The sequence below is a fragment of the Microcystis sp. LSC13-02 genome (genome assembly GCA_002282935.1).
Taxonomy (GTDB): Bacteria; Cyanobacteriota; Cyanobacteriia; order Cyanobacteriales; family Microcystaceae; genus Microcystis.
Genome location: MTBT01000028.1, coordinates 1 through 16,933 on the forward strand (window position 1 = coordinate 1; position 16,933 = coordinate 16,933).

Genomic DNA, 16,933 nt, shown 5'->3' on the forward strand with positions numbered 1-16,933 from the left:
CCTTTTTCTTGGCATAATCTCATAGTTTCAACTGTAAGGTAAACTTGCACTAACCACAGTAGCAGTTGTTTGCTGTTATTTGCACACATTTCTTGCAAAACTTTACAATACTCTTTCTCGCCTTTCGGAAATCCTCTAGAATAAGATTCTATAGACTTCTAAATAACCACAATGACCGATGATGCCATCCCTAGTCTAAATTTAGCCATCTCTAGTTTAGCCACGAGTAATAATTTCGCCCGTTGGGTGACGAAAGCACCCCTACCGGGGGGATATGTGCATCATGACTGTGAATGGACCGAGAGTCTAACCACGGAATGGATGGCATGGCAGGAAATGTTCTGTCTGCAAAAAATGCCGACCTTGCCGATGTTAGAGCAATTAGAAGCAAATTCTCGACCTAAACTGACTCTTTCGGGAGAAGGCGGCAGTTATGGCGGTCAATTAATGCAGAAACTAGGTATTAGTCTCTGGCAATGGTTATTTCAAGCATCAATTAGTCAAAGTTTCGCCCAAAGTCAGGGAATCGCCCTCGGCAAAAATCAGCCCCTGCGAATTCGCTTGGAATGTCGCAATCCCCATTTAATTCTGCTGCCCTGGGAAATTATGCAGCAAGCAGGTAAACAGGCCATATCTCTGCATCCGAATATACTCTTTAGCCGCACCACCAGCGATGTGGACCCACTGCCACCGATAAAACCAAGTAATAGTCTCAATATTCTCTTAGTTATCGGCGAAAAACAGATTAAAACCGCAGCTAGTTCCCGCAATCTCACCGCCATTAATACGGGTGAAGAAACTAATTCCGACCAGGCACTGGAATCCGAGGCCGCCAATCTCATCCAGGCTATCTCCCCTGGGGGCAGTAGTTCCCTCCAGAATTGGGGAGTGAAAGTCAAAGTCGATACCTTAATTCGACCGCAGGCCGAAGAACTGACCAGGGCCTTGGATACGGGAAAATATCAAGCTTTTTTCTACGCTGGTCACGGAATGGCCGCCCCCAATGGCGGTTCCCTATTTCTGCGGCCGGGGGAACAGCTAAATGGGACGGAGTTAGCCCAAGCTTTGGTGAGAAATCAGGTCATTTTAACGGTTTTTAATGCTTGCTGGGGTGCTTATCCCGCTAAATCAGGTCAGGAGATGATCCCCCGCAGCAGTCTGGCGGAAGTCTTGATTCACCATGGCGTTCCCGCAGTTTTGGCTATGCGAGATGCGATCGCTGATCGAGAGGCCTTGAGTTTTATCGAAGTTTTTACCCGCACCCTCTTCGGGTTCAAAGACAAAGAAGCGCAGATGTCCAAGTTGTTTCCCGGTCCGAGAGTCCCTATTGATCAGGCCGTTCGTATCGCCAGGCAGCAGTTATTAACCCTCTACAAGTACAATCAACCCGCTTGGACTTTGCCGATTCTCTATATGCACCCGGAATTCGACGGGCAATTGCTGCAAACCCTTGATGAGACTCAATCACCGACGGTTATGCCCAATGTCTCCGGAACCATGCCCACCGCTTTCTTATACTATCTCGATCGTCCCGAAAGAAAATGGTCAATCCGTGGTGGTGCCATGAATATAGGACGGGACATGGAAAATGATCTACAGATTACTGAAAAATGGGTTAGTAAAAACCATTGTCGGATAATTTGCCGTAAAAAACCCGATCATCCAGACTATCAATACTTTCTCGAAGATTTCTCCCGTTTTGGTACTTTTATCTACCAAGATGGCCACTGGAAACAGGTACATAACCAAGAAGTTCCCCTAGAGTCCGGTTTACAGATTAGCTTCGGCAGTTACCAAGGCCAAATCCTCGCATTTGTGGTCGAATAATTAGGGTTGGCTGAAAAAGTTTGTCGTCGGGGCAGGGTGTGGGGTGTGGGGTGTGGGGTGTGGGGTGTGGGGTGATGGGGGAGTGGGGTGTAGGGTGTCGGAAGAATAAATAGAAATAATCTCCTGTCTCCTGTCTCCTGTCTCCTGTCTCCTGTCTCCTGACTCCTAACCCCACCAACAAACTTTTTGCCGCAAACCCTATCTAACTTTTTGCTTCCTCTTTAAGCGCATAAATTGGTTTAAACCAACCTTTGCGCCAGAAGTAGAAAATCAAGCCTCCCGCTACGCCTAACATGACTAACCAGACCATGAAATAACTCCATTCTCCTTTTAATTCTGGCATATTCTCGAAGTTCATGCCATAGACACCAACGATAAAAGTTAAGGGAATAAAAATCGTCGAAATTACGGTTAAAAACTTCATAATTTCGTTTAATTTATTGCCCATAGTGGACATATAAACATCCATCAAACTCGCCGCTAATTCTCGATAAGCTTCGATAATTTCCAGAATTTGAATGACGTGGTCGTAGGAATCCCGAAAATAAATTTGTACTTCATCGCTGACTATACCATGATGGTCACGCATCAGTAAATTTAGGACATTTCGCATCGGCCAAATTAAGCGACGCAGTGCCAATAATTCCCGACGGACATCATAGATTTCCTGCATTGTATCTCGATCGGGATTACTAATAATCACATCTTCCAACGCTTCAATCCGATCTTCGTAGTGTTCTACCACGGGAAAATAACCATCGATAATCGTATCTAATAATAAATAGGTTAAATAATCCGCCCCCGATTTCCGTACTCGTCCCTGGGAAGTGCGAATTCGATCTCTCACTATCTCAAAACAGTCCTGTAATTCCTCCTCTTGAAAACTTAAAAGATAGCGTTTTCCCAAGACAAAACTCACCTGTTCCGTATCAAAACCGCTTTCATCTTCTTTCAGTCGCACCATGTGAGAAATCACTAACAATTGATTGTTATAATCTTCTAACTTGGGTCGCTGGGGTACATTGACTACATCTTCTAATAACAAAGGATGCAGATTAAAAATTGCTCCCACCTGTTTTAAAACCGTCTCACTACCTAACCCTTGAATATCCATCCAAGACACGGTATTTGTGCCAATATAGGGGGCGCAAGCATTGGGAGTAATATCCATCTTGCGAATGGCGTTATCTTCATCGTAGTCGATTAAAATAATCCGCGAGGGTTTGGCATCCGGTTCAATAATTAATGTCCCCGGTTCACTCCCCGGTTCATCATAAAAATAATCGAAGTAGTCTTCTTCCTCGTCTCCATCGGTATCGGGACGATTGTTGACGAATATATCGGGTTGTAGTTGGGTCATAAGCTTACAACAATCTGGCTAATTTGGGCAATAAGAAAACAGAAAAGTTGAAAAATTTAATTTGCCTAAAGTTACTATCTATCGCCATGAGATTACAGTAAACTGAAAATTGTTTACTGATTTATTCCCTCCTGATAATTGTCAACGATGAGATTAATCGGGAGAATTAGCAATATTGACGGCCAAAATTTATGGAATCCGCCTATTTTATTCCCCGTCTAGTTATCCCCGTCGGTGATCCCGCCGGAATCGGCCCTGAAGTGGTGTTAAAAGCGATCGCCGATTCCTCAATCTCGTCCAGTTGTCAGATTACTCTAATCGGCACAAGAACGCTTCTCGAAAAAGCCTATCACGATCCCCATCTCCTCGATCGCTTTTCTCTGATCGATTTGCCCTACAACCGGTCAAAAATCGTTTTCGGGCGTGGGGATGCCCATAGTGGTGAAATTAGCTTTCTTTACCTGCAAGAAGCCATAAAACGCACCCTCAAGGGCGAATTTGACGGTATTGTCACCGGTCCGATCGCTAAATCCTCTTGGCAGTTGGCCGGTTATGATTTCCCCGGTCAAACGGAGGTTTTGGCTACCATGGCGGGAATTAACCGTTATGGGATGCTATTCGTCGCTAAATCCCCTCACACCGGCTACGACTTACGGACTCTCCTCGCCACTACCCACATCCCCCTGCGAGAAGTTCCCGATGCCCTGAACCCCGATCTGATGACCCGAAAACTAGATCTATTGATCGAGTCTTTAAAGCTAGATTTCGGCATCGATCGCCCAAAAATCGCCATATCCGGCCTTAATCCCCACAGTGGCGAAGCGGGAAAACTGGGAAGGGAAGAAAAGGACTGGTTACAGCCTTGGCTGGAGTCAATGGGGCAGCAATACCCGCAAACCCAATTAATCGGCCTTGTCCCCCCCGATACGCTTTGGGTGGAACCGGGGCGCGCTTGGTTTAGCGGTGCAGGGCAACCCGCCGACGCATATCTGGCATTATACCACGATCAGGGCTTAATTCCCGTGAAATTAATGGCTTTTGACTGTGCTGTTAATACTACCATCGGTTTACCTTTTGTTCGCACCTCTCCAGACCACGGGACGGCTTTTGATATCGCTGGTCTTGGTATCGCTAGGGCCCAGAGTATGCAAGCGGCAATCCAATTAGCGATCGAATTATGTCAGCAGCGGGACAACCGGAGAACTAAACTAGAGATATAGCCCTCGATAGGAGACAATTGGGATATGGGTATCGCTTCAGTCAACCCTGCCACCGGAGAAATTCTCAAGACTTTTAACCCTCTAACCTCGGAGGAATTGGCGGCGAAATTGGCCCTAGCTGACGCGACTTTTCAGCAGTATCGCCGCACCCCCATCAGTGAACGGGGACAGTGGTTACGGCAAGCGGCAGATATTTTGGAACGGGATCAGGTGACATTGGCTAAAACCATGACTTTAGAGATGGGGAAACCAATCAAATCAGCGATCGCAGAAGTCCTCAAATGTGCCTTGGTTTGTCGTTTTTATGCCGATCATGCCGCCGGTTATCTGGAAGATGTGCTGATTGCCACCGATGCTAGTCGCAGTTTTGTCCGTTATCAACCGTTAGGGGTAATTTTAGCGGTTATGCCCTGGAATTTCCCTTTATGGCAAGTATTTCGCTTTGCTGCCCCCGCTTTAATGGCGGGAAATGTCGGCCTACTCAAACACGCTTCTAATGTCCCCCAATCAGCTTTAGCGGTGGAAAGAATTTTATTAGAAGCCGGTTTTCCCGAAGGCGCTTTTCAAACTCTTTTGATCGGGGCCGATCGCGTTAGTGATTTAATTAACGATGAACGGGTAAAAGCCGCCACTTTAACCGGTAGTGAACCAGCAGGGATGAGTTTAGCAGCCGCCGCAGGAAAACAGATCAAAAAGGTGGTTTTGGAGTTGGGAGGTAGTGATCCTTTTATCGTTTTAGATACTGCCGATATCGAGGCGGCAGCGGCTACGGCAGTGACGGCGCGATTGTTAAATAATGGTCAGACTTGTATCGCCGCTAAACGGTTTATTGTTATGGAAACTGTCGCCGCTCAATTTGAACAGTTATTAGTGGCTAAATTCCAAGCTTTGAGAGTGGGTGATCCCCTCGATGAAACTGTTGATATCGGTCCTTTGGCCACGGTATCGATCGTCTCGGAAATTGCCGCTCAAGTGGAAAAAACTGTCGCTATGGGTGGTAAAGTCCTTGTGGGAGGTCAACGTTTAGAGGGAAAAGGTAACTTTTATCTACCAACGATTTTAACCGATATTCCTGTGGGTTCTCCGGGGGAAAAAGAGGAATTTTTTGGACCGGTGGCTTTACTATTTCGAGTCAAAAATATCGAGGAAGCGATCGCTTTAGCTAATGATAGTCCCTTTGGTTTAGGTTCTAGCGCTTGGACGAATAACCCCGAAGAAATTGAGCGTTTAATTACCGAAATTGAGGCCGGTTGTGTGTTTATTAACGGTATGGTTAAATCCGATCCTCGCTTACCCTTTGGGGGGATTAAACGTTCCGGTTTTGGACGGGAATTAAGTGTCGAAGGTATTCGCGAATTTGTTAATGTTAAAACTGTTTGGATTAAGTAAATAAATTCAGTTATCAGTAGGGTGGGTTAGCAACGCGTAACCCACCACCATAACCAATTAAAAATATGCCGCGCATTTTTGATAATATTGAGTCCCATTTATTGCCAATTTTACAGGAAAGTTTATTAGCAGCCCAACGCGCTGATTTTTGCGTGGGTTATTTTAATTTGCGCGGTTGGCAGTCCATAGACACCTATATTGATCACTTTCTCGGTGGTGATTTGTCCTGTTGTCGTCTCCTGATTGGTATGCAGAAAGCACCCCAGGAATTACTACAGCAATCCCTGTCTTTATTGCCTAGATCAAATGGTATAGATAAGGCAACTTCCGCTCGTTTAAAAAAACAAATTGTTCAGGATTTTTGCCAGCAATTAACTTGGGGGAATCCTAGCAATCGCGATCAGGCAGCTTTGCAACGTTTGGGTCAACAAATCCAAGCGGGTAAGCTAGTAATTCGCCTATTTTTGCGCTATAATCTCCATGCTAAATTATACCTTATTCATCGAGATGATGTCAATAATCCAACGGTGGGATTTTTAGGTAGCAGTAATCTAACTTTTGCGGGATTACAACAGCAGGGAGAATTAAATATTGATGTCCTTGACCACGATGCTTGTGCCAAATTACAAAAGTGGTTTAATGATCGTTGGTCAGATACTTGGTCTTTAGATATTTCTGCGGATATTGTCGAGGTGATTAACCAAAGTTGGGCGCGGGAAAGTCTGATTTCTCCCTATCATATCTATTTAAAAATAGCTTACCATCTTTCCTTTGAAGCCAGGGCAGGTTTAGCAGAATACAAAATTCCCCGACAGTTTGACCAAGACTTACTAGATTTTCAGAAATCGGCCATTAAAATTGCCGCTCGTTATGTGCAAAGACGCGGTGGGGTCTTAATTGGCGACGTGGTGGGGTTAGGAAAAACGCGCATCGCTTCCATTCTAGCATATATTTTGCAGGAAGACTACGATTTAGAAATCTTAATTATTTGTCCGAAAAATCTCCTAACTATGTGGGAGGATTACAGCTATAAATACAAATTAAGAGCGAAAATTATCCCCTTAAGTCAGGTTATGCAGGAGTTACCCAATCTGCGGCGCTATCGGGTAGTAATTATCGATGAAAGTCATAACCTGCGTAATCGAGAGGGTAAACGTTATCGGGTGATACAGGAGTACATTAACACCAATGAAAGTCGCTGTATTCTCTTGACTGCGACTCCCTACAATAAAAACTATCTTGACCTGTCCAATCAACTGCGTTTATTCATTCAAGAGGATACTAATCTCGGAATTCGTCCCGAAAGACTACTAGAATCTCTGGGAGGAGAAATCGAATTTAATCGCAGACACCAATCTCCGGTTAGGTCCCTAGCAGCCTTTGAAAAAAGTGACTCTCCCGACGACTGGAGAGACTTAATGCGTCTCTATATGATTAGACGGACTCGCGGTTTTATCAAAAATAATTATGCTACAGAAGACGAACAGGGTCGCAAGTATCTAAAATTTGCCGATGGGTCGAGGGTATATCTTCCCCAACGACAACTAAAGACGATAACGTTTGACCTACAAGACTCGGTTTATGCGCGTTTATATTCGGAAGCAGTGGTGATAACTCTTAACGGATTGAAGTTACCCCGTTACGGATTGGGAAATTATCTGATTAAAGGATGTAAAGGGACAGGAGAGGAGGAAACTATCTTAAAAAGTCTATCCCGCGCGGGTAAAAGATTAATGGGATTTTGTCGGACGAATTTATTTAAACGTTTGGAGAGTGGGGGGTATGCTTTCCTACAATCCCTTGACCGTCATATTCTCCGCAACTATATTTTCCTTCATGCCATGGCCAATAATCTACCCCTTCCCATCGGGAGTCAGGATCTAGCTTTGTTAGACACTCGTTATCTGGATGAGGATTTAGTCACTCATGGAGAAGAAGACAGTATAGAAACCGAGGACACTGGGGGGATAACCGGGTTAGAAAAAGAGTATCAAAAAAGAGCCGAACAAGTGTATCAAAAGTATAGCAGTGATTATCGCAAGCGCTTTCAGTGGATTAAAACCGAGGTCTTTAAACCCGCATTGAAAAAAGACTTACAATCCGATGCCTTGGCTTTAATAGCATTATTGCAGACCTGTGGGACTTGGCAGCCAAAGACCGACGAAAAGCTAGAGAAGTTATGGCAGCTGTTACAGGAAAATCATCCCCAAGAGAAGGTGTTAATTTTTAGTCAATTTGCAGACACGGTGACTTATTTAGTTACTCAGTTGCGAAATCGGGGAGTGGATAAGATTGCGGGAGTGACGGGAAACTCTGCTAATCCTGCGGAAATTGTCCATCGTTTTAGTCCCCGCAGCAATTCTCAGCAAGTGGAGGAAGAAATACGAGTCCTAGTCGCGACGGATATCCTCAGTGAAGGGTTAAATTTACAGGATTGTGCCATTATCGTTAATTATGACTTGCCCTGGGCAATTATTCGTCTCATTCAACGGGCCGGAAGGGTAGATAGAATCGGTCAAAAAGCAAGTCAGGTTCTCTGTTATTCCTTTTTACCTGCGGAGGGAGTGGAGAGAATTATTAAACTACGGACGAGACTATCTCAAAGACTGCGAGAGAATGCGGAAGTGGTGGGGACCGATGAGATATTTTTTGAGGAGGAAATGGATAACCAGACTTTATTAGATCTGTATCATGAAAAATCTGAGGTTATCGATGAGGAGGAGGATCAAGAAGTGGATTTAACTTCGGAAGCGTATCAAATTTGGAAAAATGCGATCGAAGTTGACCCTAGTTTAAAACATACCATAGAGAATCTGCCGCCGGTGGTTTATTCCACCCGTTCCCATACCCCCACAGCAACCCATCCAGAGGGAGTAATGGTTTATCTGAAAACTGCCGGAGGAAATGATGCTTTAGCATGGATGGATAAACAGGGAAATAGTGTGACTCAATCCCAATTAACTATTTTACGTTCCGCTGCCTGTCATCCCCAAACTCCCCCGATTCCTCTCCATCCCCAACACCATCAGTTAGTACAAAAAGGTACAGAATTAATTGCGGAGGAGGAAACCCATTCCGGGGGACATCTCGGACGAATGACGGGGGCAAAATTTAAAACCTATGAGCGCTTAAAAAGATATGCTCAAGATAGCAGCGATAATCTTTTTCCCCCAGAGGTTTTTAATCAAGCAATCGCTCAACTCTATCATTATCCCCTCAGACAGTCCGCTCTCGATCGCTTAAATCGTTGTTTAAGAACTGGTATCTCTGACCAACAGTTGGCCGATTTGGTAGTATCTTTGTATCAAGATGACCGTCTCTGTATTGTTCACGAGGAAGAAACAAATCAAGAACCCCAGATTATCTGTTCCTTGGGTTTATTTCAACCTTCTTAACTCCCCCTTATCAACGGGGATTTAGGGGGATATGATCTTATCAAGGGATTTAGGGGGATCAAACCTTACAACTAACTGATAACTGATAACTGATAACTGATAACTGATAACTGATAACTGATAACTGACTCCTAACCCTAACAACAATTTTTGATTTTTCCAAGAGGTCCATTATGTCCCTCAACTTCTCCCGGACTCGCGACTTATTATCTAACTTCCAATTTGGTCAACTGTTTATCGAGGAATTGGGATGGTCCCATCCTCGCGGGAAAAAATCTCTCCCTGTTACCATCGAGAATCAGGAATATAGTTGTCAGAGAATCGCGGAAGTGTCGGGAGTGGTGGTATTAGAGGTAAGTCGGGAAGATATCCCCGATAGTCAAACTCGTCAGGAAATTCAGAGACAAGTTACCGAAAGAATAGCTGAAAATCTGCTGATTTTTGTCGATAGCAAACGGACGCGCAGTTTATGGTACTGGGTAAAAAGAGAGGGAAGTAAAAGTTATATCCGCGACCATCTATATATTAAAGGACAACCGGGAGATTTATTTCTCAGTAAACTAGCGGAATTAGTTCTCGATATCACCGACTTTGAAGATGGGGAACCCTCCGTAGTCGAAATTGCCAAACTCTTACAAAAGGGTTTCGATATCGAAAAGATTACCAAGAAATTTTATCAGGAATTCCAGCGAGAGCATTTACAGTTCCTCCCCTTTATCCAGGGAATCGATCGAGAAAGCGATCGAAAATGGTACACTTCCGTTATTCTCAATCGTTTAATGTTCGTCTATTTCCTGCAGCGCAAGGGATTTATCGATAACGACTTCAACTATCTGCAAAACCAGTTCCAAGCAAGTCAACGACGGGGGGAAAATTTATTCTATCGTCAATTCCTGCAAACCCTATTTTTTCAAGCATTCGCAAAACCCGAATCCCAACGAGACGCATCTGTAACTGCATTGGTGGGAAAAGTCAAATATCTTAACGGAGGATTATTTCTCCAACATCCCCTCGAAAATATTTATCAAAACATTTGTATTGATGACCAAGCATTTGAGAATATCCTTGATTTATTTTCCCGTTACTCTTGGAACCTTGACGACACTCCGGGGGGACGGGATGACGAAATTAACCCCGATGTCTTGGGATATATCTTTGAAAAGTATATCAACCAAAAAGCTTTTGGTGCTTACTATACCCGTCCGGAGATTACCGAATATCTCTGTGATAGGACCATTAATAAATGGATTGTCGAGAGAAGCAATCAACTTTATCCCCGCAAACAATTTGCCAGTATTTCTGAACTACTAATCAATCTCGATTCTCCCCTCTGTGAGATTTTGATTAAAGATATTCTTCCCCAGCTTTCTATTTTAGACCCTGCCTGTGGTTCCGGCGCTTTTTTAGTGGCTGCGATGAAAACTCTCATCGCGATTTATAGCGGGGTAATTGGAACAATTGAACTGCGAGGAGACAGCAAGTTAAAACAGTGGTTAGCAGCAGTAAGAAAATCCCATCCCTCCCTCGGATATTACATCAAAAAACGGATTATTTCCGATAACCTCTACGGTGTCGATATCATGGAGGAAGCGACAGAAATCGCAAAACTGCGTTTATTTCTCGCTTTAGTTGCTGCCGCGCAATCGGTGACGGAATTGGAACCCCTACCGAATATTGATTTTAATATCATGTCGGGAAATTCCCTCATCGGATTGATTCGCGTGGACGAAAAAAGTTTTAATCTCATGGGAGAGGAAAATATCCTACAATCTCTCACCGCACAAAATTATCAAGCAATTCTCGCAGAAAAAAATCGCAGTATTGAATTATACAAGGAACACGCTTTCCAGTTGGGAGAAGTGGAGGGAACCCCCCAAGAAAACCGTCTCCAGATGTTACGCAATCACATCGAGGATGTTAACCGCGAATCTTTGGTGAAATTAAACCAAATTCTCCTAGATGAGTTTAGCGGTAAGTTGTCAATCAAGTACGAATCCGCACAATTAACGGGAAAAGCAAAGAAACGTTTACTAACTCTCTCCGATATGCAATCCCTGAAACCCTTCCACTGGGGTTATCACTTCGATAAACTGATTACGGAAAAGGGTGGTTTTGATGTGATTATCACTAATCCTCCTTGGGAAGTCTTTAAACCCCAAGCGAAGGAATTTTTTTCTCAGCATAGCGACTTGGTGACTAAAAATAAGATGGACATCAAGACGTTTGAAAAGGAACAGAAAAAACTGTTAACTAATCCCGAAATTGCTCAAGCATGGTTAGATTATCAAAGTCAATACCCCCACGTTAGTCTCTATTTTCGTTCCTCGGAACAATACAAAAATCAAATCTCTATTGTGAATGGTAAAAAGCAAGGGACGGATATTAATCTCTATAAGCTTTTTGTTGAACAATGTTTTAATCTCCTCCATCCCCAAGGTGAATGTGGAATGGTTATTCCCAGTGGAATTTATACCGATTTAGGAACCAAGCAACTGCGAGAGATGTTATTTTCTCAGACAAAGGTGACAGGATTATTTTGTTTTGAAAATCGTAAAACAATTTTTGAAAACGTCCATAGAAGTTTTAAGATTGCTATCTTAACTTTTGAGAAAAATAAACAAACTCTGTCCTTTCCTGTGGAGTTTATGCGTCACGATGTTGAGGAATTACAACATTTTCCCCATAAAGACAGTTTAGTAATTAGCGTCGATTTAATCCGCAAACTATCCCCCGATTCCCTCTCGGTAATGGAATTTAAACAGGATATAGATATTCAAATTGCCGAAAAAATGTCTCGTTTTCCCCTGCTAGGAGAAACCCTTCCCGATACATGGAATCTCAAGTTAACTCGCGAATTTGATATGACTAATGATAGTTATTTGTTTAAAACTGAACCCGCAAAGGGAAGATTACCTCTCTACGAAGGAAAAATGATTGAACAGTTCAGCCATGGTTTATCTCAACCGCGCTATTGGATAAATGAATCAGAAGGAAGACAAGCAATATTAGGAAAATTGCCAGATAATCAGCAGATACTAGACTATCAAACCTATCGAACTGGATTTCGTAAAATTGCCAGTAGCACTAATGCTAGAACTTTAACAGCTACCATTATACCTCCTGCTTTTCATGGAGAAAACTTTCAATCTATTGTACATTTTCAAGAAGAAGTTAATCGTGCAACCAACAATAAAGAATGTTTATTCTTGGTTGCTATCTGGAATAGTTTTGTGCTAGATTACTCGCTTCGTCATCGGGTATCTGCTAATATAAATTTTTTCTACATATATCAGCTACCTATTCCCCGATTAAAAGAGGGAGATAGATACTTTGAGGAGATAGTAGAAAAGGCAGCGAAATTGATTTGTGTAAGCGAGGAATTTGACGAATTAGCGAAAGAAGTGGGGATAGGTTCCCATAAAAATGGAGTAACAGAGGAGACAGAAAGGGCAAAAATTAGGGCTAAACTAGATGCAATAGTAGGCCACTTATATGAATTAAATGAGATAGAATTTCAGCATATATTAAGTACCTTTCCCCTCGCTTCCGAAAGCGTCAAAATTGCCACCCTCAAAGCTTACCAAAACCTGTAGGGGAAGTGGGTTTTGACCGATTTTCAGGGAAAAAGTACCTAAATTTTCCCCTGGATCACTGCAATTGCTGGCACTTTTTGATGTCAAAAAAGTCCAAAAGTGTTATCCGACAAGGTTTTTAGATTTATTCAGCAAACCTACTTAAAATTATTAGACTATTGTTCTCAAAAAACCGCAGACAACCCCAATTTTCCGAGCGATAAACTGGAGAGAGCCATTATCGGGTAAAAAGCGGCCAATACCCGATAAATATCGGCAATTTTAGCGAATCTCTGCCTTCATCCGTTCAAGGGTTTGCTGCATTTGGTCGAACATCATTTGGGGAGTCATACCAAATTGACCTAATTGGGTTTTTAGCTGTTCTACGGTCATTTGGGCGGAAAAATCCTCAGATAACTCAAAACGCTTCATAAATATCTTGTAGCGTTCCATTAACTCCTCCATCCTATCGATAAAGATTATTTTACCCTCTCGATCGAATTTACCGTACTCGCTGCCTAGTTGTGTGAGGGACTGGTAATCTTCAAATAGCTGTCTAGCTTCCTGTTGAACCACTTCTGAGTCAAAGAATCCCATAATCTTAAAACTGCTTATCGTCGATAGTTATTCTCTCCCCTATTTTATTTTAGCCGGGGAAAAGTCTAGCTCCAGTCGATTTACGGATTACCGTATTGGGGAAATCGAGAACTTGACAAACGGCCCTCTCGTCCTGGTTTAACCGTTGCCCCGGGGAGTAAGTTAAAATTAAAAGTGATCAAATCTCTTGTAAAGAGCAAAAATTGTCCTTTAAATGCTCCACAGTGGCTATTTCGAGCAATTTGGGCTTGCAGCCCTTATAATTTGCCAAAACGACGATGACGACCCTGATAATCTTTTAAAGCGTGGTGAAATTGCACTCGATCGAAATCGGGCCAGAGGGTGTCAGTAACGTAGATTTCCGCGTAGGCCATTTGCCAGAGTAAAAAATTACTAATTCGCATTTCCCCACTACTGCGAATTAACAGGTCTGGGTTAGGAATCCCAGCAGTATAAAGATACTGTTCAAAGAGAGATTCATCGATCGCTTCTGGGGAGACTAAACCCTGTTGCACCTCACGAGCGATCGCCCGACAAGCTTGCACGATCTCCTCTCGGCCACCATAATTAGTAGCCACCGTAAATTGAATACCGGAATTTTTGCTAGTTTCTGCGTGAGATTTAGCAATTTCCCGTCTTAAAGACTCTGGCAAGACTGATAAATTCCCAATAAAGCGAATTTTGACATTTTGCTGCATCATTTCTTCTAATTCGCGCCGCAAAACCCGCTCGAATAGAGTCATTAAAAACTCGACTTCTTCCAGGGGACGACCCCAATTTTCCGTAGAAAAAGCATAAGCGGTTAAAGCGGGAATCCCCCAGTCACGACAACAGCGCAGCAAGTCTTTTAGTGCATCTACTCCCCGTTGATGGCCCATAATCCGCGGTAAACCACGACTTTTCGCCCAACGACCGTTCCCATCCATAATCACTGCGACGTGCTGAGGCAAACGGTTTTTATCTAAATCCGTAGGTAATTCTGGTGACAAGCTCGGTTTAAGAGTCATTTTCTATCTTTGGGGGTTGCGCTGGGCGAACGGGAGAATTTTTCTAAGATTAGACGACCTTTTAAGCCAATTGTACGCCCTAAACGTCCCCAACTCGGTGCGACCACTTCCCCCTCTCCCGACGGAGAAAACTTCGCTTCGAGAAGCTCCTTTAGTTTACTACTGGTTAAGGGCCGATCCAAATTACCCCCCGACGCGAGGGAAATCGAGCCAGTTTCCTCAGAAACCACAATACAGATACAATTATCTAGCCTTTCGGTAATGCCCATGGCCGCCCGATGACGGGTGCCTAATTGCCTAGAGGTACTGCGCTCCGATAAGGGTAGAATAACACCAGCAGCCACCACTCGATCGCCCCGAATCAATACGGCCCCATCGTGCAGTAAAGTTTTAGTCTGAAAAATAGTTTGAATTAATTCCTTAGATACTTGGCCATTGAGCGTCACCCCCGGATTGACAAACACCTTGGTGTCGAGATTGCCACTGGTTTCTAATACCATCAGCGCGCCGGTGCGATTTTGAGATAGATCCTTTACTGCGTCCACTAACTCATCAATGACATTATCGGTCTTGGGAGTGGGGGAACTTTTTTTAAATAATTCCCCCACTTGACCTTTGCCCAATAATTCTAAAAAACGGCGGAATTCCGACTGAAAAATCACAGCAATCGCCACTGCTGCCCCCAAAATCAATTTTTCTAGGACTAACCCCAGCAAGCGCAATCCTAGGGCATCGCTAATCACCGAGGCCAGCATTAAGTAGATTAGTCCTCGCACCATCCAAAAGGTACGCCGCTCGCCGATAATTAGCAGCAGCATATAGGTAAGGAGGAGAACTAACCCAAAGTCTAGGACTGACAGACCATGGCTGAGAATCCAGGACAATAACCGGCGAGGGTCCAGAAAAAAACCCGACATGGGGGACGATAGCGATGAGGTTTATATCAAGGAGAGTCGATTGGGTAAGCGGTCTTGACGCAGCAAATCCGCCAGATTTTCCCGTTCAAGGATCAGATTAGCTTCTCCATTTTGGACAATTACCGCCGCCGGACGAGGTAAGCGGTTGTAATTAGAAGCCATACTGTAGTTATAGGCTCCCGTGGCTAAAACCACTACAATATCTCCCGGGTTGGTTTTCGGTAGCGTAATATCCTTAATTAGAATATCGCCAGATTCACAATGTTTTCCAGCTATTGTCACCACTTCCTGACATTCTTGACTCATTTTATTAGCGACCACGGCCCGGTAAACCGATTGATAGGTAATCGGTCGGGGATTATCGGACATTCCGCCATCGACGGCGATATAGGTGCGGATTTCAGGGATTTCTTTGCGATTACCCACTGTATAGGCCGTTACGCAAGCGGTGGCAATCAGAGAGCGTCCCGGTTCGGCAATGAGCAGGGGATAAGCGATACCTCTTTCCTGACAAGCTTTGGCCACTGCTAAGGACACCGCTTGCACCCATTCCTCGATACTTGGGGGGTCATCACTTTCGACGTAGCGAATCCCTAAACCACCACCCACATTTAATTGCTCTAGGGGTAAACCCCGTTCTAATCCTAATTTAAACCAATCTGCCAACACAGCGGCTAAGTCTTGGTGGGGTTGACGTTCAAAAATCTGGGAACCGATGTGAGCGTGTAAACCTAGACAATTCAGCACCGGATGAGCTAAAACATAGTCAAATACCGCTTCGATTTGATGGGGGTCAAAACCAAATTTACTGTCTAAGTGACCCGTGCGAATATATTCGTGGGTGTGGCACTCGATACCGGGGGTTAAACGCAACAGGATCGGAATAGGGGTATCAGGACGATTTTCGCCTAATTTAACCAGATTTTCTAACTCTAGCCAGTTATCAACGATAATAATGCAGTTATGCTCGATCGCATATTCTAACTCGGCGATCGATTTGTTATTACCATGAAAGTAGATCGGCACATCGGTTTTATTGATCTGGTCTAAAGCGGTTAACACTGTGTGAATTTCTCCGGCCGACACCACATCAAAACCTAATCCCTCCCTAGCGACCACGGCCGATACAGCCAGGCAATTCCACGCTTTCGAGGCATAAATTACCCTAGATTCTCCGGGATAATGAGTCTGGAAACCTTGCAGGTATTGACGACAGGCTGTGCGGAGGGTGACTTCATCGACAATATACAAGGGTGAACCGAAACGTTCCACTAGAGTCGTGACATCACAACCACCGATTTCTAGACAATCGCGGTTATTAACCTTGGCTGTCAGGGGGAACAGGGTTTGATTCGGAGATAGACACTCTTGATAGGCTAAATATTTTTGTCCGGAATTGCTGATTTTAGGTTCAGTTGATAGCATGATCGGTGTTTTTTGTCAAGAAATCGATAATTTTTGTGACAATCTCTGCCCATCACCGATTCAGTCAAGGGAATTTTGACCGTTGGTGATCTAGATAGCCAAAATAGTTCTCTCTTTCACTTTACGACAAGTTGTTATCGAAAATTTGGGTTAAAACCCCGTCCTTTTAGGACGGCTTTAAGCTACAATGGAAAAAGCGATAACCAAGCTAAAAACTGAACCTT

The 16,933-nt window shown here is 43.8% G+C and carries 10 protein-coding genes; 5 read left to right on the forward strand and 5 right to left on the reverse strand.

Annotated elements, in window-relative coordinates:
* The first annotated feature begins 171 nt into the window (after positions 1-171).
* Positions 172-1,827 carry a CHAT domain-containing protein gene (locus BGL89_RS01710; RefSeq protein WP_286824044.1) on the forward strand — a complete coding sequence of 552 codons (1,656 nt, stop codon included), beginning with the start codon at positions 172-174 and terminating at the stop codon, positions 1,825-1,827.
* 202 nt (positions 1,828-2,029) lie between these two features.
* Here BGL89_RS01710 and corA read toward each other — a convergent pair whose 3' ends face one another.
* A complete protein-coding gene (gene corA / locus BGL89_RS01715; RefSeq protein ID WP_286824046.1) occupies positions 2,030-3,187 on the reverse strand; it encodes a magnesium/cobalt transporter CorA in 1,158 nt (385 codons plus the stop codon).
* A 191-nt stretch (positions 3,188-3,378) separates the two neighbouring features.
* Between corA and pdxA the strand changes: the two genes are divergently transcribed.
* The 4 genes from pdxA to BGL89_RS01735 all read left to right on the forward strand — a co-directional run bounded on the left by pdxA (position 3,379) and on the right by BGL89_RS01735 (position 12,784).
* On the forward strand, positions 3,379-4,407 hold the full coding sequence (gene pdxA, locus BGL89_RS01720) for a 4-hydroxythreonine-4-phosphate dehydrogenase PdxA (protein WP_286824048.1): 1,029 nt from the start codon (positions 3,379-3,381) through the stop codon (positions 4,405-4,407).
* A 24-nt stretch (positions 4,408-4,431) separates the two neighbouring features.
* A complete protein-coding gene (locus BGL89_RS01725; RefSeq protein ID WP_286824050.1) occupies positions 4,432-5,796 on the forward strand; it encodes an NAD-dependent succinate-semialdehyde dehydrogenase in 1,365 nt (454 codons plus the stop codon).
* Between the two features lie 65 nt (positions 5,797-5,861).
* Positions 5,862-9,191, forward strand: a complete 3,330-nt coding sequence (locus BGL89_RS01730; RefSeq protein WP_286824052.1) for a helicase-related protein — start codon at positions 5,862-5,864, stop codon at positions 9,189-9,191.
* 173 nt (positions 9,192-9,364) lie between these two features.
* Positions 9,365-12,784 (forward strand): Eco57I restriction-modification methylase domain-containing protein, encoded by a 3,420-nt coding sequence (locus BGL89_RS01735; protein ID WP_286824054.1) that lies wholly within the window; start codon positions 9,365-9,367, stop codon positions 12,782-12,784.
* Between the two features lie 261 nt (positions 12,785-13,045).
* On the opposite strand, the gene BGL89_RS01740 is transcribed toward BGL89_RS01735, so the two are convergent.
* The 4 genes from BGL89_RS01740 to lysA all read right to left on the reverse strand — a co-directional run bounded on the left by BGL89_RS01740 (position 13,046) and on the right by lysA (position 16,709).
* Complete coding sequence (locus BGL89_RS01740; protein WP_002738222.1) at positions 13,046-13,360, reverse strand: DUF1825 family protein; 315 nt, start codon at positions 13,358-13,360, stop codon at positions 13,046-13,048.
* 257 nt (positions 13,361-13,617) lie between these two features.
* The gene (gene uppS / locus BGL89_RS01745; RefSeq protein WP_286824071.1) at positions 13,618-14,367 is read right to left on the reverse strand and encodes a polyprenyl diphosphate synthase; all 750 of its coding nucleotides are present in this window, start codon (positions 14,365-14,367) and stop codon (positions 13,618-13,620) included.
* The gene (gene cdaA, locus BGL89_RS01750) at positions 14,364-15,284 is read right to left on the reverse strand and encodes a diadenylate cyclase CdaA (RefSeq protein WP_286824073.1); all 921 of its coding nucleotides are present in this window, start codon (positions 15,282-15,284) and stop codon (positions 14,364-14,366) included. The genes uppS and cdaA overlap by 4 nt, the downstream gene beginning before the upstream one ends.
* A gap of 21 nt (positions 15,285-15,305) precedes the next feature.
* Positions 15,306-16,709, reverse strand: a complete 1,404-nt coding sequence (lysA, locus tag BGL89_RS01755; RefSeq protein WP_286824075.1) for a diaminopimelate decarboxylase — start codon at positions 16,707-16,709, stop codon at positions 15,306-15,308.
* Positions 16,710-16,933: the final 224 nt, after the last annotated feature.

Bases quoted from the DNA above. Each gene is read 5' to 3' on its own strand.
- uppS (WP_286824071.1), bottom strand. From the start codon at position 14,367: ATGACTCTTAAACCGAGCTTGTCACCAGAATTACCTACGGATTTAGAT.
- cdaA (WP_286824073.1), bottom strand. From the start codon at position 15,284: ATGTCGGGTTTTTTTCTGGACCCTCGCCGGTTATTGTCCTGGATTCTC.
- BGL89_RS01725 (WP_286824050.1), top strand. From the start codon at position 4,432: ATGGGTATCGCTTCAGTCAACCCTGCCACCGGAGAAATTCTCAAGACT.
- BGL89_RS01730 (WP_286824052.1), top strand. From the start codon at position 5,862: ATGCCGCGCATTTTTGATAATATTGAGTCCCATTTATTGCCAATTTTA.
- BGL89_RS01740 (WP_002738222.1), bottom strand. From the start codon at position 13,360: ATGGGATTCTTTGACTCAGAAGTGGTTCAACAGGAAGCTAGACAGCTA.
- pdxA (WP_286824048.1), top strand. From the start codon at position 3,379: ATGGAATCCGCCTATTTTATTCCCCGTCTAGTTATCCCCGTCGGTGAT.
- BGL89_RS01735 (WP_286824054.1), top strand. From the start codon at position 9,365: ATGTCCCTCAACTTCTCCCGGACTCGCGACTTATTATCTAACTTCCAA.
- corA (WP_286824046.1), bottom strand. From the start codon at position 3,187: ATGACCCAACTACAACCCGATATATTCGTCAACAATCGTCCCGATACC.
- BGL89_RS01710 (WP_286824044.1), top strand. From the start codon at position 172: ATGACCGATGATGCCATCCCTAGTCTAAATTTAGCCATCTCTAGTTTA.
- lysA (WP_286824075.1), bottom strand. From the start codon at position 16,709: ATGCTATCAACTGAACCTAAAATCAGCAATTCCGGACAAAAATATTTA.